Origin of the sequence: Alicyclobacillus shizuokensis NBRC 103103, assembly GCF_001552255.1 — a bacterium.
Taxonomy (GTDB): Bacteria; Bacillota; Bacilli; order Alicyclobacillales; family Alicyclobacillaceae; genus Alicyclobacillus_G; species Alicyclobacillus_G shizuokensis.
This window is the reverse complement of sequence record NZ_BCQV01000036.1, coordinates 12,597-32,036: the sequence shown is the minus strand read 5'-3', so window position 1 is coordinate 32,036 and position 19,440 is coordinate 12,597. Positions and strand designations below refer to the sequence as shown.

The following is a 19,440-nucleotide window of genomic DNA, read 5'->3' as shown; positions in this document are numbered from 1 at the left end:
GGTCATCCCTCCCGCGCCAACAACGCCGCCGCCATCAACCACAGCAGCGTCTCAAGAGCCTCGTGCAGCGCCCCGTAGGTGTCTCCGGTCATGCCGCCAAAGCGCCGTCGCATCCAGGCTGTGAAGCCGACGCATGCCCCCAGCGTGAGCGCGCCAGCGGCAAGGACGTGCCAAGCAGGAAGCAAGGCCAGTCCACATAAACCCGTGAGGAAGGTAGCCAGCAAGATTACAGGCAACGGCAATCGACCGGCGTATATCGCCCCCAAGCCCTGCCCGGGTCGAGCCGCAGGCGCCATCCGCATGGACCAGACCATGCCCAACCGGGAGAGCATCGGCGCCCACCACAGCCACGCGTCCGGGATCAACCAAGGTTTGTCGCCGGCCGGCCACGCCGCCGGCACGGAGACCAAAGCTGTGTATTTCACCAAGATCATCAAGACGCAAAACACAACCCCGACGGCGCCGGAACGACTGTCTTTCATGACCGCCAGCGCCTCGTCTCGGGACCGCCTGCAGGCCAGAGCGTCGACAGTATCCATCCAGCCATCCAGGTGCAGGGCGCCCGTGCTCGCAGTGTACAGCGCAAGCGCAACGGCGGCACTCGTGCGCACAGGCAGCACAGCCGCCAATCCCAGATAAACAATCCAGAGAAACCCGCCGAGGCCAAGCCCTACCACAGGCACCAGGCCCATGCTCGCGTGCAGGTCGGACCCCCGAACTACGCGCACGCGCGGCGTTGGGCATACAGTCGCAAACTGCACTGCGAGCGTCAGCCAGCGGATAACCGCCAATACACCGCGCCCCCTATCGTCAAGGCCGCGAGCAGCAACCACGCGGCGCTGTCTAAATAGGAAATGACCCGCAAAACATCCCTTCGCTCAAGCGGCCGGGTGGCCTTGCCCAAGCGGGCGCGAACGGAGACCACACCCGCATACGAGTTGACACCGCCCAGCTGCACCCCCAAGGCTCCAGCCACGACGGATTCTGGGATGCCACCGTTGGGGCTCGGGTGCTTGTGGGCGTCCTCCCGCCATGCCCGCCACCCCCGGCGCATGCTACCGCCGCACAAGCCAGCGGCGCCCAGCAAGAGGAGGCCAGACAAGCGAGCTGGGACGTAGTTAAACCCGTCGTCCATGCGGGCGCTGAACCAGCCAAAGTACTGATACCGAGGGTTCTTGTAACCGACCATCGAATCAAGGGTGTTCACCGCCCGGTACAGCATCGCCAGCGAGGGTCCACCCAGAAGCCCGAACAATACCGGTGACACCACGGCGTCCACCAGGTTCTCGGCGACCGTCTCCAGCGCCGCCCGGACCACCTCCGGTTCGGACAGGTGAGCTGTGTCCCGACCGACAATCTGGCCCACCGCCAGCCGCGCGGCAGGCAGCCCCTCACACTGCAGGGCCTGATAGACGGAGGCCACCGCCGCCCGCAAACCTTTCCAGGCGATGGTTGTACTCGTCAGGACCAGTCCGCCCATCCACCCCAGCCATGGGGCGAGGTGATACAACAGGACGAGAAACATTTCCGAGAGGACCACCACCGGGGCGCACACGAGCAGCCACAAGGCGACACCCGCCCACCTCTGCGTCCGCGGACTGGCTTGCGGCCGATACAAGACACCCTCCACGCGGCGGACCCACCAACCCATGAGGACCACCGGATGCGGGATGCGGGCGGGATCGCCCACGATGCGGTCGCACAGCAACGCGGATGCGGCCAGAGCGAGATGGGATAATCCCGGTGGCCAGGCTATCATGGCGTCTCGGTCGAACCTTTCACAGTCACCGGTATCCCGGCCACCATCCAGACAACCGAGTTTGCGACGGCCGCCATCCGTTGATTCAACCATCCGAGCCAGTCGCGGTACTGGCGGGACAGGCCATCCGCCGGGACAATCCCAGCCCCCACCTCGTTGCTGACCATAATCACCGGGCCAACAGCCATGGTCACCGCATCCGCCAAAGCGTTCACGCGCCGCCAGTAAAGCTCCTCGGAGCACCCAGCGTACATCCAATTGTTGAGAAGCAGCGACAGACAATCCACGATGATAAGTTGATCCGTACGCTGACGGCGCAGGATGGGCACGATGTCGAACGCTTCCTCCACCGTCTCCCAATCGCGCGGGCGTGCCTCGCGGTGCCGCTCTATCCGGTCCGCCATTTCCTCGTCCGTCGCCTGCGCGGTGGCCACAAACGTCACCGACAGGCGTCTCTCCGCCGCCAACGTGCAGGCCAAGCGTTCCGCGTAGCCGCTTTTGCCGCTGCGCGCCCCTCCCAATACGAACACCGACTTCAACGGTTGGCCTCCTCTCCGGCCTGCACAGCTGTTGACGGCCTCTGCGCATCACCCTCCCTGGGGTACAGGTACGTGAAGCGAAGGTGAGCGTGAGCATCCGTGAAGACCTCGGCTTCCACGCCAAAAACGTCGCGAAGGGCGGCTGCGGTCAGCACCTCCTGTGGCCGTCCGCACGCATACACGCGCCCTTTGTCCAACAGGAGCAACTGGGAGCAATAGCGGGCCGCAAACTCCAGGTGGTGGATGGCCACAACCACCAACCTGCCGGCGTCTGCCAGTTCACGCAGGCGCTGGAGCATGTCGAGCTGATAGTGCACATCCAGGTTCGATATCGGCTCGTCAAGCAACAGCACTGGACTCTCTTGCGCCAAGCAGCGGGCGACGCCCGCCCGTTGCCGTTCTCCCCCAGACAGCTGTGACAGGGGCACATCCTCGTATGAGCCAAGTCCCATACGTGCAATCGAGTCGTGGATGACCTGCCATCCGTGGCCACCCACCCCGCCCCAAGGGCTTCGGTGTGCGTAGCGCCCCATCTCGACAAACTCACGCACGGTGAACGGGCAGTCCTCTGGCAGCTGCTGCGGCAGATACGCCAACCAGCGCGCCCGCTCCCTGCTGGCAAGCCCCCGTAAAGGGCGCCCAGAGAGCGACACCGTACCTGTGGCAGCGGGCAGAACCCCGGCGATGAGCCGCAGCAGTGTCGATTTCCCCGCGCCGTTTGGGCCGACGACGCCGATCACCTGGCCGCCCCGCCAACGCGCGGACACCGCCTGCAACCGAGGGGGTAAACCCAGCCCGGCGAGTTCCAGGTCAACTCGGACGCTCAACCTTTCGCCCCCCGCTCGAAGGCTTGGTAATGCCGGCGCAGCAGGTAGAGGAAAAACGGGGCGCCCAAACAGGACGTGACGACGCCCACGTTCAGTTCCACTGGCTGCAGCACCATGCGCGCGAGCACATCGGCCAGCGCCAAGAGGATACCGCCGCCCATCGCCGAGGCCGGAAGCAGCAGACGATGGCGCGGACCTACCCACATCCGCACCAAGTGCGGGACTATCAAGCCCACAAAGGCGATGACACCGCTCACGCTCACGCACGCCCCGACGACAAGGGCGGAAGTGGCAAACAGGACCTGTTTGGTACGCTGCAACGGGACGCCGAGCCCTTCCGCCTGCTCTTCGCCGAGCGACAGGATGTCGAGCGCGTGTGCGTGCCACAGGTAAACGACGAATCCACCCGCCACGAACACCAAAATCATCCATACATTCATCCACGTCGTGCCATCCAGCCCCCCCATGAGCCAGAACAACATCTGCTGCATCGTCTCCAGCGGCGCCAGCGAGAGCAACAGAGTGACCATGGCGCTGGAAAAGGAACCGACGGCAACGCCTGCCAAAAGCAGGGCATGGATGGCGGTCTTCCCCTGCAGCGTGGCAAGACGGTAGATGACATAGACCACAAGCAGCCCGGTGACGAACGCGCCGACGGGAGTGGACCAAGCGTTCAGCTGGGCCAGACCGGTCTGAATCGTCAACACCGCCCCCAACGAGGCGCCGCTGGAGACGCCTATGACGGCCGGATCGGCCATGGAGTTCCGAAACACGGCTTGCAGCACGGCGCCCGTCGCCGCGAGTCCCGCCCCGACGAGAACGGCCGCCAGGGCGCGCGGCCAGCGAATGGCCCCCATCACCACCGCATCGCCGCTGCGCGCGCCATGCAAATAAGCCCAGGTGTCTGGAATCAGGCGTCCCGCCGGAATCATCATGGGACCGATGGAGACCTCCAAGGCGGCGGCCACTGCGAGGGCCACCGCCAGACTGCACAGCACCAGCAGGGCGGAGACGCGGGTCATGGGCGGGCAACCGTGACCTTGGGCAGGTCGGCCTTCGGGTACAGGACATGGGCCACATCCCAAACGCCCCTGACCACATACTGGGACACACTTCCCAGGTCAGCGCTGTTGATCACGTACACCCGGTGGTTTTTCACAGCCGACACTGTTTGCAGCTTGGGGTCTTGCAGGATCTTGTTGATAAACGATTTGTCATCCGAAGCGTCGATGATGACGTCCGGGTTCAACTTGACGACTTCTTCATCGCTGATCTTGGCCCATCCGTTCAACTGGGAAGCCGCGTTTTTGCCGCCAGCATGGATGATCACATCATTGACCGTCGTGTTGCGCCCGGCCGCAAAGCCATAGGAACTGTAGTCCAGCACGGTGACCGGCTTTTCCCTCTTCACGGCTTGATGAATGGCGGTCAAGCTCCGCTCCATGTCCCGCACCACCTGGCGAGCTTTTGCCGGTTCGCCGACGAGCTTGCCGACGACGCCGATGTTGCGCTCGATGTCGGAGATGGAGTTGAAGTTGTCAAACTCGTATGTGGGCACGTGCGCCTGCTCAATCTGCTTCACGGCTCCTGGTTTGGTATAGGACGCCAAGAGCACCAGGTCGGGCTTGGCGGCCAGGATCTTCTCCGCATCGGTGGCGGCGTCGGAGATGGTGGGAATGCCTTTGACGAAGGAGCGAACATTGGAGTAGCTGGGATCTGCCGCGTAGGAGGTGACCATAGCGATTTTCTTCTTGGACACCAGCGCCGTGAGGATTTCGTCCGTGCCCTCCGTCGCGGATATGATGCGCTGAGGCTGCTTGTCCAACGTCACCTTGTGGCCAACATCGTCGGTCAGCGTCAGGGGATAGTGCACAGTTTGCGCGCTGCCGGTTCCGGACGCGCTGTTGCCGCCGGACAGGTTCGCGCCGGACGCATGGTTGCCCGCTCCTGGGCTGCCGCATGCGGCCGCGAGCGCGGCAGTGAGCACAGCTACTGTGGCGACCGAGATCATCTTGTGCTTCAACATGGAACCCTCCATCCACCAGTCTGGAGCGTCCCCTTGCGAGTCGTTTGCGAGTGGTCATAGAAAAACTCCGCCCGCAGGCAGAGTTCACGCACTGGGTGAAAATGCCCGTCGGCGCACTCAACCTCTCCTCGAAGGTTCAGCTCGCACACCCGTCAGGCAGGTCTCCTGGCTCTCAGCACTGACCAGCGAACGCCTTCCCACAGCTTAGCCGCAGTGACGCCCGCCCAAACCGCTGATCACAGTGGCGGGACCGCACCGGATTCGCACCGGTTTCCCTATTCTCCCTGCTCACGCAGGGCACCTGACAGGCGAAATGATAGTTTGTCCACCGAAATTGTACAGAAGTCGCCAACGCACTGTCAATTGTCCGATTTTCTGTCCGCCTTGGGTGCCGCGTGCGGTTCTCGAAACACTTCCCCGCTGCGCTCATAGACCACATCGCCAAGCTGGCGGCGGGCATTGACAGCCCGCGCGAGGACAAACAAGAGGTCGGACAGCCGATTGAGGTAGGTGAGCGCCGGTAGGTGGAGTTCCTCCTGCTGCATCAAGGCGACAGCACGGCGTTCGGCCCGCCGCACCACGGTGCAGGCAACGTGCAGGGCGGCCGCCGCCGTGTCGCCGCCGCGGATGATGAACTGGCTGAGTTGTCCCGCCTCCGCCTGATATTTGTCTATCATCGGTTCCAGTTCCGCGGCCGCGGTGTCGGGTGTTCGATACGTGAAACCCGCGTCCGGGGGTGCCGCCAGGTCGGCCCCGACATCCCACAGGCGCTGCTGGACACCGCCCAAAAGGTCGAGGATATCGGCGTCCTCGTCAGGCCTGAGGAAACTGCAGGCCAAGCCCAGAAACGCCCCCGCCTCGTCCACGCTGCCGTACGCCTCGACGCGCGCGTCCGACTTGAACCTGCGCTTGCGGCCAATCAGAGTGGTCTTTCCTCTATCGCCGCCGCGGGTGTAAATGCGCATGCGCCGTTTGTCCCTCCGCTCATCCGCCGTAAAACAGGCCCAATTCGCCCAACGTCAGCGGCTTCCCCTCGCGATGCACACCGGCATCGATGACCTCCCCGACGACCAACACATGGTCGCCTCGGTCATTGTGGTCCACCACCTTGCACTCAAACCAAGACAAAGCGTCCTTGAGAATGGGGCTGCCTGTCGTCGCCGTGTAAAACTCGATGTCCCCGAATTTGTTGCCGACCCGCGAGACCGGCTTGAAGAACGCGAACGCGAGGTCTTTCTGTCCGCTTTCCAGCACGTTAACTGAAAACACGCCGCTCTCCAGAATTCCGTCACAGGAGCTTGTTCCCTTCTTGACTCCCACGGCGACGAGAGGCGGCGTAAATGAGGTTTGGGTCACCCAGTTGCCCGTGAACGCATTTACGTCGTCGCCGACCTTCGTACCAATCACGTACAACCCGTATGTGATGCCTCTGAGCGCGGTCTTTTTCGCCTGTTCGTCCATCCGTCATCGCTCCTTTATGATGAAGATTGTGCTGCCAAGATTGCGCAGGAAAACCTGGCCAGTTGCTTCCTCTTTCATCTTCTCGCGGGAAACAAAAAATTGCAAGCGCCACCCGGGTCTCCCCGGGTGGCGCGCCAGCGGCCAACGGGGTGCTGTTATGACAAAGAATCGGGCTCCTCTTCGGGCGGCTTCGGCGGGCGCAAAGAAGCGAACAAAAACAGCAGGCCGACCACCAGGACCAACAATCCCCACCAAAGGTCCAGGTTCAGCGGGACATCGGGATTGCCGGGATGCTTGACGGCACCGTAGATGGCGATGATCAGCCCGTCAAAAGTCAACAGAACACCAATCAGGCGGCGCAGATCGAGAAATCGGTTGTGCGGGGACGGTGCCATGGTGTCTCACCCCTTACCAGAAGATAATGTCGAGAGCAATGAACATCGCCAGTGAGATGCAGCCCAACACGCCAGGCCGCTTGTACCACGGGTACCCCTTGTACGAACGGTATTTCGTCACCCCGTAGACGAGACCTTTCAATTCTTCGTCGGACTTAGGTTTGGTCACGAGACTGACGAGCACGCAGACCCCAGTCGTAACCACCCATACCCACCAAGCGCGCCAGAAGTTGCCCGCGTTGGGCGTGGCGAAGTGGAAGGGCAGGAAAAAGTAGAAGATGAACGCAAACGCAATGCCGGAAACCAATCCCCAGAACGCGCCCCAGCCGGTCGCGCGTCTCCAGAACATCCCGAGCAAAAACACACCGAAGATGGGAGCGTTAAAGAACGAGAACAGCGTTTGCATATAGTCCATGATGCTCGGGAAGCCGGCGGCGATGTACGATGTGGCGATGGAGATGAGCACCCCGACCACCGTGGCGATCCGCCCCATCCACAGGTAGTGCGCATCCGACGCATCCTTTTTGATATAAGCCTGGTAGATGTCATAGGTCCAGACAGTGGTGAACGCCGTGATGTTGCCGGCCATGCCGCTCATGAAGCTGGCCATCAGGGCTGTGATGCCGAGGCCTATCATCCCCACCGGATAGTATTTGGCCATCAACAGCGGGAACGCCAAATTGTAACTCGTGCCGTCTTTGCCGATGTGCGGAAAGACCGCCAGCGCAATCAGTCCCACCACTACACTGATGAACGGGATGAACATCTTGATAAACGACGCGTAAATCGGCGTCACCTGGGCAGCCCGCATGCTGTTGGCCGCAAACGTTCGCTGCACGACCAAAAAATCTGTGGTCCAGTACGCAAACGAAGTCACGAAGCCGAGGCCGAGCACAACGGCGACCCAGTTGGCCCCAAGCGAATTGTTGGCGCTTCCAAGCCCTGCCCAAACGTGGGAAAAGTCGGCCGGCACGCGGTGGGCAAGCCCGCTCCAGCCGCCGAGGTTGTGCATGCCAATCACGGTCACCGGCAAGAGCCCCAGAACAATCAAGAAGAACTGCGTCACCTCATTGAAGATGGACGACGTCAATCCACCCAGAAACACATACACGACGACAATGGCGGCCGACACCCAGATGCTGGTGTTCAACGACCACCCGACCAGGGTTTGAAACAGGATGGCCATCGAATACAGACCGATGCCCGAAACCAGGATGGTCATCACCGCGAACGCGGCCGCGTTCACGCCGCGCGTGGCTTCATTGAATCGCAGCTTCAGGTATTCCGGCACGGAGCGGGCACGCGACGCGTAGTAGAATGGCATCATGTACAAGCCCATGAAAACCATGGCCGGAATCGCGCCAATCCAGTAAAAGTGGGTTTGTGTCATGCCGTATTCGGCCCCACCCGCACTCATGCCGATGATCTCCGTGGAGCCCAGGTTAGCCGACATGAACGCGATACCGGTTATCCAAGCCGGCAACGCCCGTCCGGAGAGAAAGAAGTCTTCCCCAGTGGTCGTTTGCTTGCGCAACAGGAATCCCACCGCAAGCACAAAAACGAAATAGGCTACCACAATCAGGTAATCGATCCCTGACGGGTGGAACAGGGCATGGCCCATGGTTCGTCACACTCCTAGCGGGAAGGAACGTAGGATCTTCGGACATTGGTATGCACATTGGTACGTACATCTACGACGTCTTAGATTCCTTTATATGCCTTTCGATGTGATTTCGAGAAGAACCCTCCTTGGAATTCCGGATTTGACATGGAAATGTCACGAAACACGTGTCTATTGTAGCGGATTCATCAACCGCTTTCAACAAACACCCAGCAAACCACGCCAATTTTGGCATGGTTTGCATGCTTATCAGAGATTCATTTGTACGTACATATAAGAGAATCGAAACAAAGCCGAAAGATCCAGAGCATTGTCGTCTCACGGCCGCACAACCGGACGAATCGCACGGTCAGCAAGGCCACAGAAGCTAGACTAAGCTTGTTCGCTCACCCCGGCTTCCTCAAACGTCGCCGTCTCCGTGAACACACGTTGGGCCGCAAGCAAAAGCGGCAACGCCAACAGGGCGCCGGAGGCCTCGCCAAGCCTCAGTTCCAGGTCCAGCAGCGGCTGCAGCCCCAAAGCCGAGATCACCATACGGTGCCCTGGCTCCGCCGAAACGTGCGAGGCCAGCAGATAATCTTTCACATCGGCGGCCAATCGGCACGCCCACAGGGCTGCGACCCCGGTCATGAGCCCATCCAGGAGGACCGGCATGCGGTGGGCGGCGGCGGCCAATATCGCACCGCCCAGGGCCGCGATCTCCAGCCCGCCCAGAGCGGCCAAAACTTGCCAAGGATCTTCCGCATCCGGGTGGTTGACGTCCAAGGCGCGTTCAATTACGTGGACCTTGTGTTCCCATTGGGCCTTTGAGATGCCGGTTCCCGTCCCGACTACCTGAGACACCGGCCACTGGCCAAGCACGGCCGCCATGGCGGCAGCGGGGGTCGTGTTGGCAATCCCCATCTCGCCGACCAGCAACAACCCGCACCCAGCCGCGTGGGCCTGGTTAACGGTGTCAATCCCGGTGCAGACTGCCGCCTCCGCCTCGCTGCGGGTCATCGCCGGCCCTGCGGTAAAATTGCGCGTACCCGCACGCACCCGTCGATTCAGGATGCCAGGGTGGCGCAAAGGCGCTGTCACACCCACATCCACCACCTGCAGGCGAACCTGGTGCTGCCTGGCCAGGACGCTGCTGACGGCCCCGCCGCTGGCGATATTGACCGCCATTTGGGCGGTGACCTCCTGCGGGTAGGCCGAGACCCCTTCGGCGGCGACACCGTGATCGGCAGCAAACACCAGACAAGTCGGCTGTTCCAAGCGCGGGGCGGGAGAAGCCACCATGGCCGCAACCCGCACCATCACGTCTTCCAGCCGCCCCAGGCTGCCTAGTGGCTTGGTCAGTCTATCCAATCGGAGACGGGCAGCATCGGCCGCGGCAGACGACACGGGCCGAATCCTGTCCAGGCAGTCTTGAATGACTGATTGTACAGGCACGTCTCCTCACCCTTCCTGCGGCAGAGCCAACATTTCCTCATGCAGTCCCTGGTACATGTCGGCCTCCGATTTGGCGATGTCGCGTCCCACCCGGAACATCAGCGCCAGTTCGCCAGGTTCTGTGTACCGGCTCAGGATGTCGCGACACAATTGGTAATGCCGCGGTTCATGCTCATCCGCGTGCACCTCCCAAAAGCGCACATCCAGGCTCCTCTCACGATTGTACTCCGGCCTTGTGAAACCCTCTCCGATAGCCTTCATCACGCGCCCGGCGAACATTTCGGATCCCAATCCGACAGCCGCCATCGCTTCCAACGGGGTGGCGTTCTGAAAGAAGCGTATGAACGTGTCGACCGCCCGCTCGACGGCCGGCGACATCGGCTGCAGCGGGACTCCGCGTTCATCAAGAGGAACCTCTGGATATACGGAAAAGAGAAAGGTTTTGTAGAGTTCCTCGTGGGAACGACCAGGCACTCCCCGACCGGCCTCGTCCCACAAGTTGTCGGCCAACGGCACCCACCAATCGGCCAATGGGGCCATCGCCGATATGGCCGCTCCCAGGACTCTCGGGAAGTGCCGCGAATAGTAGCTGTATTGGACCGCAAAGTGACGCACTTGGTGCGGTTGATAGCGCCCGGATTGCAGTGAGGTCATAAACGGGGCGGCAAAAAAAGCTTCCGTGACAAACGCATCCAGGGCTCGCTCAACATCCTCATAGGTCGTGAACTGTTCCTTGCCGCGTTGCACCGAACATCCTCCTTGTACAGTGGCATTCACACCCGACGCAGGCTTGCCCACTTGGGCACGTCTACTGTACACCAAGCCCGCACGTGGGTTCCAGGGTGATGACTTCGGCATAATCTCGCGCGACATGGCAAACATTTTCCACAGAGTCTCCATAGCCGGTGTCGGGAGACAGGAACCAGGCACGCGTCACAGCCAACGCAGGCGCGGATGGTCTCGCAAGAGCAGGATTTTGTTCACACAGATCGAATTTCAATTTATTGCTCCCATTGATATCTGCTTTTGTCCACCGGGAGCTTGCTCCCGGTTCAAAGAGATGATTACAAGGGAGTCATAGCAGATGGGAAAGTGGAATCGTCGCTCGTTTTCCAACGTAGTCCTGATGCGCGCACAAGCGGTTGGCGAAAATCCTCCGTTGGCCCAGGCGTTGGGCCTGGCTCTGCAGGGAACCAGCATCTCGTCCAACCTGCTCCAGATGCTTCCATATGCCCTGACCATTCTCACCCTTGCCGGTTGGGTCGGAAAGAGCACCCCACCGGCGGCCAATGGTGTCCCGTACAATCCGCAGCGATGATGCCACGCCCTCTTGTCGTCTCCGTCGTTGGGTTTCAGGATTCGGGCAAGACCCAGCTGATGGAGCGCATCCTGCAGATGTGGACGAGACAGGGTTGGCGCGTCGCGGTGATCAAACACGACGGTCACCTGCAGGAAACCGCTCCGGACGACTGGGAAAAGGCGACCTCCGACACCGCAAGATATGTCCACAGCGGCGCAGTGGCCACCGTGCTGGCAGGCGGCGGGCGCACCTTGTGGCGGGACATGGCGGACCAGGCGGCAGAGCAACCCCTGGTCCTGTGCCGCCGCGTGGTCCATCGCGCCTGTCAGCAAGGGCGTCCGCTGCATGCCGTCCTCGTCGAAGGCTTCAAGTTCCACCCGCTCCCCAAGCTGGCGGTGATTCGCCAAGCGAGCGAGTTGAACTGGTTGGCCAGCTCGGCCGTGAACAACCTGCGCGCCGTCGTGACCACCGAGGATCTGGTGATGACGGCGACCGCCCTCTCTGTTCCGGTGTATACGGACGGATCGGTGGCGGAGTTGTGCGCGGATATTGAGGCCGGACGATTGGGTGACATGAGGCTGGTGTCTGGATGAGAAAGGCCCAGGAGGGATGCGGTTTGACCACGATGCTAGGCCTGGACGGCGCCTTTGACCGGCTGTTGCAGCTGCACCGTCCCGTGCGCAGCGAGCAGATACCCGTCGCCCAGGCTTTGGGCCGCATTACCACGGCGGCGGTCAGCGCACGCGCCTCGGTTCCCCCGTTCGCCCGCGCCATGATGGACGGCTACGCGGTGCGGGCGGAGAGCGCCCGGCGCGGCGCTCGCTTGCGCCGGGTTGGGTGTGTGCTGGCCGGCGACGAGAGCGCTGGCGAGGTGCACCCGGGCGAGGCCGTCCGCATCATGACGGGGGCCCCGCTGCCTCTCGGAGCCGACAGCGTCCTGCGCTTCGAGTGGTGTGAAGACGACGGCGAAGACGAGGTCATCGTGCTGCGCTCCATCCGGGAAGGTGAGTCGGTCCAACCCGCTGGAGATGACGCACGAGCGGGCCAAGTTATTGTGCCGAGCGGGACTCGTCTGAGCGCCCGCCACTTAGCCGCCTGCCACGGCTTCGGCGTCCCCGAAGTATCCGTGGCCGTACGCCCGACTGCCGCCATCGTGATAACCGGCAGCGAACTCGTGGCAAACCCCCAGCAGCCGCTGCGTCGCGGACAGATCTACTCAACCAACGACGCCTTTTTGGCCTCCGCTCTGCTGGAAGACGGGGTGGACATCACCAGCGTGCAAACCGTGGCGGATGACGCATCCGCCATCCGCGCCGCGGTGACCAACCTCTCGGGAGTGGACTATCTCGTGCTGAGTGGAGGCATATCCAAGGGTGACGCCGATCATGTTCCCAACGTCCTGGCGGACCTGGGAATCACCCCGGTTCTCGAAAAAGTCTGGATGCGGCCCGGCACCCCGCTTCTGGCCGGATTATGGGGAGAGACGGTGGTTTTCGCTCTCTCCGGGAACCCAGCGGCCTGCCTCATCCAGTTTGAAGTGCTGGTCCGTCCGGTCATTCGCCGCAGCCTCGGTTGGCTGGACACCCCCTTCCCCGCTTCAGGAGCTCTCACGCGGCCCCTCAACCTCAAGCCTGTCAAGCACACGCGCGTGCTGCGGGCGCGTGGATGGATAGAATCGGGCCGCGTCTGGGTAGACACGGCGACATCCCAGTCGCCAGGAGTGCTGTCCAGCCTGGCCGATGCCAATTGCCTGGTGCGCGTCGACGATGTATCCTGCCCGCCGGGCACCGTGGTGCCCCTGCGCTGGTTGCACCCAGGAAGTTAATCCCAGCCGCGACCCCAACCTTCTCCTCCGTACGATACGGGCTCCTCCATATGAATCCGATTACATCACATCCGTCTGTTATATTTCCTGACACAAACAGTTTTCATTCCCCCGCCTCCCCCGCATAATGGGTGAAAGAACAGCCAGAGAACGGAGATGGATCGATGGGAAACCACTTGGCGCTTGGACTCAACACGGTTTGGGTGGTGCTGACCGCCTCGATGATCTTCTTTATGGAGGGCGGATTTGCGCTCCTGGAGGCCGGTCTTATCCGCTCCAAGAACCACGTCTCCATCATCATGAAGGTCTTCGTCGATCTCATCTTCGGTGTGTTGGCTTATTATGTAATCGGTTTTGGCCTGATGTTCGGCCGCGACGCGGGCGGAGTCATCGGCACCTCTGGATTTGCCCTCTCTGGCTCGCTGACGCACCTGCCAACCACGGTGCCTCACGACGCCTTTTGGTTGTTTCAGGCCGCGTTCGCGGTGGCGGCCATCAGCATCGTCAGCGGCGCTGTGGCGGAGCGGATGAATTTCAAGGCGTATCTGTTGTTCGCACTTATCATGACGGCCGTCATTTATCCCGTTTCTGGTCATTGGATATGGGGTGCTGATGGCTGGCTGAACCGTCTCGGCATGCGCGATTTTGCTGGATCTGCCACCATCCACGCCATGGCCGGCATGTCCGCGCTCGTCGCCGCCCGCTTGTTGGGACCGCGCATCGGGAAGTTTGGCGCCGCTGGACGCGCCAACCCGTTCCCCCCCAGCAGCGTTCCCCTGGCTGCCATAGGTACCTATGTCCTATGGTTCGGCTGGTTTGGATTCAACGCCGGCAGTACGTTGAATGCCCAGGCCCCCGAACTTGCCCCCATCGCCGTCAACACCCTGCTGGCTTCCATCGCCGGTGGTGCCTGTGCGCTGACCTACACGCTCGTCACCTCCGACCAGGCGGACGTCCTCGCCACCATCAACGGCATCCTGGCCGGCCTGGTCGCCATCACGGCCGGCTGCGCCTATGTCGGCGCTTGGGGCGCGCTCGTCATCGGGGCCTGCGCAGGGGTGCTGATGATCTTCGCCACCCACTGGGTCGATGCGCTGCATGTGGACGATCCGGTGGGAGCCGTCGCGGTCCACGGCGCCTGCGGACTTTTCGGCACCGTGATGGTCGGCGTGTTCGCGAAGCAGGGCGGCCTGTTGTTCGGGGGCGGCATCCGACTTGTAGCCGTGCAGGCTCTCGGGGCCGTCGTCGTCTGCCTGTGGGGAGCGGTCTCCACATTCGGCGCCCTCAAGCTGATTGGCTCCTTTGTGCCATTGCGGGTCAGCGCGGCCGAGGAGGACGCTGGCCTGGATCTCAGCCAGCACGGAATCTCGGCAACGCATGCCGAATGGAGCCCCGCCGCCCCGCGTTCGAGCAGGGCGGCCCACCTCGGACACCGGGTGCAACCGGCTGCCTCCCTATCCCATCCGGTTCGGGAGTAGCCGCTTGCCTTGGCGGTCAGCCAACCGGCCGGTGGAAAGCACACGGTGGCCGGTTGGCCGTCGAGCCGGTTGCCGCCCATCTGCGGGGCTGAGTCAATTGTGCTCCGTCAGCACGGCTGTATCCAGTGCGCCATCGCGCACGTCTCGCCTGGCGACCCCGGTTTGGACGGCGGCTTCGGCGACAGATCTGCGCACCGATTCCACCACGTGCGGATTGAAAACGCTGGGAATGATATACTGCTCGTTCAATTGGTCCTCGGGCACGCAGGCGGCAATCGCCTGGGCGGCGGCCAATTTCATCGCCTCGTTGATTTCTCTCGCCCGCACATCCAGGGCTCCGCGGAACATGCCCGGAAAGCACAGGACGTTGTTGATTTGATTCGGATAGTCGGATCGCCCCGTGGCCATCACACGCACATAGGGCTCCGCCTGCTCCGGCAGAATCTCCGGGGTGGGATTGGCCATGGCGAAAACAATCGGATCGGCCGCCATCGCCTGGAGGTCTTCGACGCGCAAGACCCCGGGCCCGGACACCCCAATGAACACGTCGGCACCGCGGATAGCGTCGGCCAAGGAGCCCGACCGCCCCGCCCGGTTGGTGTTTTCGGCGTACCACTGTTTGATGGGGTTGTCGTACGTCTTGCCGGATTCAATAATGCCGGCGCGGTCGCAGCCAACCACCTCGCGCACCCCTGACGCCAGCAGGATTTTCGTACAAGCCACGCCCGCCGCGCCGACGCCGCTGACCACCACGTACAGGTCTTGCATGCGCTTTCCCACAATCTTAAGTGCGTTCAGAAGCCCCGCCAGCATGACCACCGCCGTGCCGTGTTGGTCATCGTGAAACACGGGAATGTCCAATTCCTGGCGCAGCCGCTCTTCAATTTCAAAGCATCGCGGAGACGAGATGTCCTCCAGGTTGATGCCGCCGAACACAGGCGCCAATCCCTTGACCATGCGGATGATTTCCTCCGTATCCTGGGTATCCAGGCAGATGGGAAAGGCGTCCACATCCGCGAACTGCTTGAACAACATCGCCTTGCCTTCCATCACGGGCAAAGCGGCCTGCGGCCCGATGTTGCCCAAGCCCAGTACGGCCGATCCGTCCGTAACCACGGCCACGGTGTTGCGCTTGATAGTCAGTTGAAACGCCTTGCTCGGGTCCTGGTGGATGGCTTGACAAACCCTCGCCACACCGGGCGTGTAGACCATCGACAGGTCGTCACGGTTTTTCACGGGCACCTTTAAGTGGGTGCCAATCTTGCCGCCCAGGTGCACTAAGAACGTCCGGTCGGACGCGTGCAGGATTTCAATCCCAGGACGCGACTGCAAGGCGGCAACCACGCGCTGTCCGTCTTCGTCGCTGCGCACGCTGACTGTGATATCCCGTACGCTGTGCTCCTTGGTGGCGTGGTGCACATCCATGGCGACTATATCCCCACCCGCCTCCGTGATGGCGGTGTATGCATCGCTGAACCGCACCCCCTTGTCAATGCGCAGACGAAACACGAGCCTCAGTTCATTCCCACCCGAATTCGCCACACAATCCCCTCCTCGCCAGATTATCAGAATAGAAATAATAGATATACTACCATAAATCCTACGGGACCGCGGGCGAGAGAGAAGATGGGACTATGGATGAGCAGCATGAACCAGGGAGCGCAGTGTGGCCGCGGCCACATCCATGACCTCCTGGACCAGCGCGGCGGCAGGATGCGTGTTGACCAGCGGGTGGGCCTGCCCGGCCCAGAGGGACATGTATTCTGGGTCATGCCTCTCGGCCGCAGCCTTGCGAATATCTCGCGTGAGTGTGTTCTGTATCGGATAGGGAGGGATTTCACCCGGGTACTGCGCCATTTTCCGCATGTATTCCGTCCGTATTCCGCGCGCCAGGCGTCCCGAATAGGCCCGCGTCAGCTCGGTGTTGTCTTCCTCAGCCTCCATGAGCCGCCGTTTGTACAGCGGATGGGCGCCACTCTCCGGACTGGCCAAGAAAGCGGTTCCCATCTGCACCGCGCTGGCTCCGAGAGACAAAGCGGCGACCAAGCCGCGGCCATCCACAATGCCGCCGGCGGCGATGACCGGGATTTGCACCCGGTCCACCACCTGTGGAATCAGGGCCATCGTCCCGATGAGCGCCTGCTCCTCCGGTCCCAGAAAGGTGCCGCGATGCCCGCCGGCCTCACTGCCCTGAGCCACGAGCACGTCCACCCCCGCCTGTTCCAGCGCCACGGCTTCGCCCACGCTGGTGGCGGTGCCAATACACACACTGTGTTCCTGAATACGACGCAGGACGTCCGGATGGGGAATACCGAAGGTGAAGCTGAACACCGGCACCCGTTCTTCCACGACGACGGCAACCTGCTCCTCAAAGTCCGCGTCAATAGGAGTGGCCTCTGTCTGTTCGGGCAGACCCAACTCGCGGCGCAACTGATTCAAATAGTCGTTCATCTGCGTGACGACCGTCTGAGCCGGTGCCTGTACAGGCGGCTGGACAAACAGATTGACCGCAAACGGTTTCTCCGTCAACTCCCGCACCTGTCGAATTTGCAGGCGAAGTTGTTCGGGTTGCAGGTAGCCGCCGCCAATCGTTCCCAGTCCTCCAGCGTTAGACACAGCCGCCACCAACTCCGGGGTGGTCGGTCCGCCCGCCATGCCCGCCTGAATCAGCGGGTACTTGATGTGAAGCAATCGCGTTACAGGGGTTTCCAGCACCCTACATCCCTCCCCAGCTTTTTTCGCGCCCCACGAACCCCGCACCATCCTCCATCCAGCGGCTGCCCGCAGCCGCTCATACCAATCCGGCCGCCCACTCGCCCTGGCGCATGATGGGCACCCACCGCCCGGACGCATCCAGCCCGTCGATGTTCAGCTGCGCGGACCCCACCATGAAATCCACGTGCACCAGGCTCTCGTTCAAGCCTTTGGAGCGCCTCTGTTCACGGCTCATCTTGGCTCCATCTCGGAGATTGATGGGATACGCCGATCCGATGGCCAGATGACAGGAAGCATTCTCGTCCAACAGGGTATGGCAGAACATGACGCCCTCCCGCGAAACCGGGGAACTGTGCGGAACCAGGGCCACCTCGCCCAAGAAACGGGCCCCCTCGTCGGTGTCGAGAATCGACGCCAGCACGTCTTGCCCGACGCGCGCCCTGTACTCCACAATGCGGCCTTCCTCGAACCGCAGTTCAAAGTCCTCTATCCACTGCCCTCCGTGCAAGAGGGGCCGGGTACTGCGCACCACGCCGTCCACTTCGGTCTTCACCGGGGCCGTAAAGCATTCCTCCGTCGGGAGATTCGGAACAAACAAGATCCCATCCTGGGTCGTGGTGCCCCCGCCAAGCCACACGTGTTCGCTTGGCAAGCCAATCCGTAAATCGGTCCCTGGGCCCAGATAGCGGAGTTGCCGAAAACGCGCCCCATTGAGCGCCTCGATTCGCCTCGTTAACTGCCCTAGGTGCTGCTTCCACGCCGCTACGGGGTCGGCCGTATCCAGGCGGATGACGCGCGCCAGCGCCTGCCACAACCGCTCCAGCCGCTCAGGCGGTGGGCTCTGCGGGTACACCTCTCGCGCCCAGTCGTCATTGGGCACGGCCACAATCGACCAACTTACCTGCGCCGACTGGACGGCCTCCCGGTAGGCAGCCAGGGCCTGACCTGCGGCGCGCATGGCCAGCGCCATGCGCTCGGCCGGCACGTCGTCCATCAACTTCGGATGCGGTGCGACGACCGTGAGAAAGGCGGCCCGTGTGTCTACCAGATCCCGATAAGCCTGCGCCTTCCAGGCCGGATATTGCCGCAATTGTTCCGGCCGCTCGTGCTGCAAGCGCGCATGTGTCACCCGGTCGTCATCCCACAGCACGTGCACGGCCTTGGCCCCATACCCGTAGGCGGTTTCAACCACACACCGCACGAATTCGCAGGCCGCGACCGGAGCCAGGATGACCAGGGTCTGATCCGGCTGCAGATTCACCCCCATTTCTATCGCCAACTCCGCGTATGATGTCAACCAATGCGTGTCTGCCGGCATGGTCGAGGCCCCCTATCGCGTTCAACTGTCTCCGGTTTCAAACAGTCCATCTTGTGCTTGCCATTCTCAGTATAGGAAATCCGTTCCGCCGCGAAAAGCGGTCCGGACTGACTGCCAGCGGTCGACGGGCCGCTTCGACACACCTCGCGGCCCGCATGGGCTACACTCGAAACAAAGCTTTCATGAGGAGGGATGCCCCATGACCGTGCGCGAAGCCGCCCAGGCTCTGGGCTGCCATCCCAGCACAGTCCGGCGCTGGATTCAACGGGGCAAGCTGAAGGCGACACAGGTCGATGAACCGTTCGGTCCCACCTATATCATTCAACCCCGCGATGTACAAGCTTTCCTTACGGATGAGACCCCGGGACGAAAACCCCGGGATGCAAGCGATGCATCCCAGTCCGGCTCGGGTTCCGGGGCGGTGGTTGAAGGACGGTTGCTCCAGCGTATCGCCGCCTGTCAAGCGGCTATTGACACGCTGGCGGCGACGCAACAGGAACTTCAGGAGAAAGTCGAGCGCATCCTGAACATCCTGGAGCTGCAGGAGGATGCTCATCGCAAGAGCCGAGACGAACAGCTGACGTCCATTCTGAAGACCATCCAGGAACTCAAGCACCCACGTTCAGCGCGCCGACTGATCTGGCGCTGAACGGGCCTGCTCCCTGGCGGTGCTGCGCGTGGTATCCCAGACGCGGCCCGTTTGCGGCTTGCCGGCCCCTAAGGGGCTGTGGTCGTGGGGCCT

The 19,440-nt window shown here is 62.1% G+C and carries 20 protein-coding genes and 1 riboswitch; of the genes, 5 read left to right on the top strand and 15 right to left on the bottom strand.

The window, feature by feature from the left end:
• Window positions 1-2 precede the first annotated feature (2 nt).
• The 12 genes from ASH01S_RS13595 to ASH01S_RS13540 all read right to left on the bottom strand — a co-directional run bounded on the left by ASH01S_RS13595 (window position 3) and on the right by ASH01S_RS13540 (window position 10,809).
• A complete protein-coding gene (locus tag ASH01S_RS13595; protein ID WP_067928994.1) occupies window positions 3-791 on the bottom strand; it encodes an adenosylcobinamide-GDP ribazoletransferase in 789 nt (262 codons plus the stop codon).
• Complete coding sequence (gene cbiB, locus ASH01S_RS13590) at window positions 770-1,759, bottom strand: adenosylcobinamide-phosphate synthase CbiB (protein WP_067928993.1); 990 nt, start codon at window positions 1,757-1,759, stop codon at window positions 770-772. Before cbiB ends, ASH01S_RS13595 begins: the two co-directional genes overlap by 22 nt.
• On the bottom strand, window positions 1,756-2,289 hold the full coding sequence (cobU, locus tag ASH01S_RS13585) for a bifunctional adenosylcobinamide kinase/adenosylcobinamide-phosphate guanylyltransferase (protein WP_067929011.1): 534 nt from the start codon (window positions 2,287-2,289) through the stop codon (window positions 1,756-1,758). The genes cbiB and cobU overlap by 4 nt, the downstream gene beginning before the upstream one ends.
• Window positions 2,290-2,294: 5 nt before the next feature.
• The gene (locus tag ASH01S_RS13580) at window positions 2,295-3,125 is read right to left on the bottom strand and encodes an ABC transporter ATP-binding protein (protein WP_169794239.1); all 831 of its coding nucleotides are present in this window, start codon (window positions 3,123-3,125) and stop codon (window positions 2,295-2,297) included.
• Complete coding sequence (locus tag ASH01S_RS13575; RefSeq protein ID WP_067928992.1) at window positions 3,122-4,147, bottom strand: FecCD family ABC transporter permease; 1,026 nt, start codon at window positions 4,145-4,147, stop codon at window positions 3,122-3,124. Before ASH01S_RS13575 ends, ASH01S_RS13580 begins: the two co-directional genes overlap by 4 nt.
• Complete coding sequence (locus ASH01S_RS13570) at window positions 4,144-5,151, bottom strand: ABC transporter substrate-binding protein (RefSeq protein WP_067928991.1); 1,008 nt, start codon at window positions 5,149-5,151, stop codon at window positions 4,144-4,146. The genes ASH01S_RS13575 and ASH01S_RS13570 overlap by 4 nt, the downstream gene beginning before the upstream one ends.
• Before the next feature lie 138 nt (window positions 5,152-5,289).
• Window positions 5,290-5,471, bottom strand: a riboswitch (cobalamin riboswitch).
• A 39-nt stretch (window positions 5,472-5,510) separates the two neighbouring features.
• Window positions 5,511-6,116, bottom strand: coding sequence for a cob(I)yrinic acid a,c-diamide adenosyltransferase (locus ASH01S_RS13565; RefSeq protein WP_067928990.1), 606 nt, complete (start codon window positions 6,114-6,116; stop codon window positions 5,511-5,513).
• 19 nt (window positions 6,117-6,135) lie between these two features.
• On the bottom strand, window positions 6,136-6,612 hold the full coding sequence (locus ASH01S_RS13560) for a flavin reductase family protein (RefSeq protein ID WP_067928989.1): 477 nt from the start codon (window positions 6,610-6,612) through the stop codon (window positions 6,136-6,138).
• Window positions 6,613-6,767: 155 nt separating this feature from the next.
• Window positions 6,768-7,007, bottom strand: a complete 240-nt coding sequence (locus tag ASH01S_RS13555) for a hypothetical protein (protein WP_067928988.1) — start codon at window positions 7,005-7,007, stop codon at window positions 6,768-6,770.
• Between the two features lie 13 nt (window positions 7,008-7,020).
• Window positions 7,021-8,628, bottom strand: a complete 1,608-nt coding sequence (locus tag ASH01S_RS13550; protein ID WP_067928987.1) for a sodium:solute symporter family protein — start codon at window positions 8,626-8,628, stop codon at window positions 7,021-7,023.
• Between the two features lie 372 nt (window positions 8,629-9,000).
• The gene (gene cobT, locus ASH01S_RS13545; protein WP_067928986.1) at window positions 9,001-10,062 is read right to left on the bottom strand and encodes a nicotinate-nucleotide--dimethylbenzimidazole phosphoribosyltransferase; all 1,062 of its coding nucleotides are present in this window, start codon (window positions 10,060-10,062) and stop codon (window positions 9,001-9,003) included.
• A gap of 6 nt (window positions 10,063-10,068) precedes the next feature.
• On the bottom strand, window positions 10,069-10,809 hold the full coding sequence (locus ASH01S_RS13540) for an iron-containing redox enzyme family protein (RefSeq protein WP_067928985.1): 741 nt from the start codon (window positions 10,807-10,809) through the stop codon (window positions 10,069-10,071).
• A 337-nt stretch (window positions 10,810-11,146) separates the two neighbouring features.
• Between ASH01S_RS13540 and ASH01S_RS19695 the strand changes: the two genes are divergently transcribed.
• From ASH01S_RS19695 to ASH01S_RS13520, 4 genes are all read left to right on the top strand, one after another.
• On the top strand, window positions 11,147-11,380 hold the full coding sequence (locus ASH01S_RS19695) for a hypothetical protein (protein ID WP_067928984.1): 234 nt from the start codon (window positions 11,147-11,149) through the stop codon (window positions 11,378-11,380).
• Window positions 11,380-11,955, top strand: a complete 576-nt coding sequence (gene mobB, locus ASH01S_RS13530) for a molybdopterin-guanine dinucleotide biosynthesis protein B (protein ID WP_169794238.1) — start codon at window positions 11,380-11,382, stop codon at window positions 11,953-11,955. The genes ASH01S_RS19695 and mobB overlap by 1 nt, the downstream gene beginning before the upstream one ends.
• 32 nt (window positions 11,956-11,987) lie before the next feature.
• The gene (locus ASH01S_RS13525; RefSeq protein WP_245629087.1) at window positions 11,988-13,187 is read left to right on the top strand and encodes a molybdopterin molybdotransferase MoeA; all 1,200 of its coding nucleotides are present in this window, start codon (window positions 11,988-11,990) and stop codon (window positions 13,185-13,187) included.
• A 164-nt stretch (window positions 13,188-13,351) separates the two neighbouring features.
• Window positions 13,352-14,665, top strand: coding sequence for an ammonium transporter (locus tag ASH01S_RS13520; protein ID WP_083517167.1), 1,314 nt, complete (start codon window positions 13,352-13,354; stop codon window positions 14,663-14,665).
• Between the two features lie 93 nt (window positions 14,666-14,758).
• Here ASH01S_RS13520 and ASH01S_RS13515 read toward each other — a convergent pair whose 3' ends face one another.
• From ASH01S_RS13515 to ASH01S_RS13505, 3 genes are all read right to left on the bottom strand, one after another.
• A complete protein-coding gene (locus ASH01S_RS13515) occupies window positions 14,759-16,207 on the bottom strand; it encodes an NAD-dependent malic enzyme (RefSeq protein WP_067928981.1) in 1,449 nt (482 codons plus the stop codon).
• Between the two features lie 90 nt (window positions 16,208-16,297).
• The gene (locus ASH01S_RS13510; protein WP_067928980.1) at window positions 16,298-17,380 is read right to left on the bottom strand and encodes an NAD(P)H-dependent flavin oxidoreductase; all 1,083 of its coding nucleotides are present in this window, start codon (window positions 17,378-17,380) and stop codon (window positions 16,298-16,300) included.
• A 76-nt stretch (window positions 17,381-17,456) separates the two neighbouring features.
• Window positions 17,457-18,698, bottom strand: coding sequence for an aminopeptidase (locus ASH01S_RS13505; protein WP_067928979.1), 1,242 nt, complete (start codon window positions 18,696-18,698; stop codon window positions 17,457-17,459).
• 199 nt (window positions 18,699-18,897) lie between these two features.
• Between ASH01S_RS13505 and ASH01S_RS13500 the strand changes: the two genes are divergently transcribed.
• Window positions 18,898-19,347, top strand: coding sequence for a helix-turn-helix domain-containing protein (locus ASH01S_RS13500; RefSeq protein WP_067928978.1), 450 nt, complete (start codon window positions 18,898-18,900; stop codon window positions 19,345-19,347).
• Window positions 19,348-19,440: the final 93 nt, after the last annotated feature.

Bases quoted from the DNA above. Each gene is read 5' to 3' on its own strand.
- cbiB (WP_067928993.1), bottom strand. From the start codon at position 1,759: ATGATAGCCTGGCCACCGGGATTATCCCATCTCGCTCTGGCCGCATCC.
- ASH01S_RS13575 (WP_067928992.1), bottom strand. From the start codon at position 4,147: ATGACCCGCGTCTCCGCCCTGCTGGTGCTGTGCAGTCTGGCGGTGGCC.
- ASH01S_RS13570 (WP_067928991.1), bottom strand. From the start codon at position 5,151: ATGTTGAAGCACAAGATGATCTCGGTCGCCACAGTAGCTGTGCTCACT.
- ASH01S_RS13565 (WP_067928990.1), bottom strand. From the start codon at position 6,116: ATGCGCATTTACACCCGCGGCGGCGATAGAGGAAAGACCACTCTGATT.
- ASH01S_RS13560 (WP_067928989.1), bottom strand. From the start codon at position 6,612: ATGGACGAACAGGCGAAAAAGACCGCGCTCAGAGGCATCACATACGGG.
- ASH01S_RS13555 (WP_067928988.1), bottom strand. From the start codon at position 7,007: ATGGCACCGTCCCCGCACAACCGATTTCTCGATCTGCGCCGCCTGATT.
- ASH01S_RS13550 (WP_067928987.1), bottom strand. From the start codon at position 8,628: ATGGGCCATGCCCTGTTCCACCCGTCAGGGATCGATTACCTGATTGTG.
- ASH01S_RS19695 (WP_067928984.1), top strand. From the start codon at position 11,147: ATGGGAAAGTGGAATCGTCGCTCGTTTTCCAACGTAGTCCTGATGCGC.
- mobB (WP_169794238.1), top strand. From the start codon at position 11,380: ATGCCACGCCCTCTTGTCGTCTCCGTCGTTGGGTTTCAGGATTCGGGC.
- ASH01S_RS13525 (WP_245629087.1), top strand. From the start codon at position 11,988: ATGCTAGGCCTGGACGGCGCCTTTGACCGGCTGTTGCAGCTGCACCGT.
- ASH01S_RS13520 (WP_083517167.1), top strand. From the start codon at position 13,352: ATGGGAAACCACTTGGCGCTTGGACTCAACACGGTTTGGGTGGTGCTG.
- ASH01S_RS13505 (WP_067928979.1), bottom strand. From the start codon at position 18,698: ATGCCGGCAGACACGCATTGGTTGACATCATACGCGGAGTTGGCGATA.
- ASH01S_RS13500 (WP_067928978.1), top strand. From the start codon at position 18,898: ATGACCGTGCGCGAAGCCGCCCAGGCTCTGGGCTGCCATCCCAGCACA.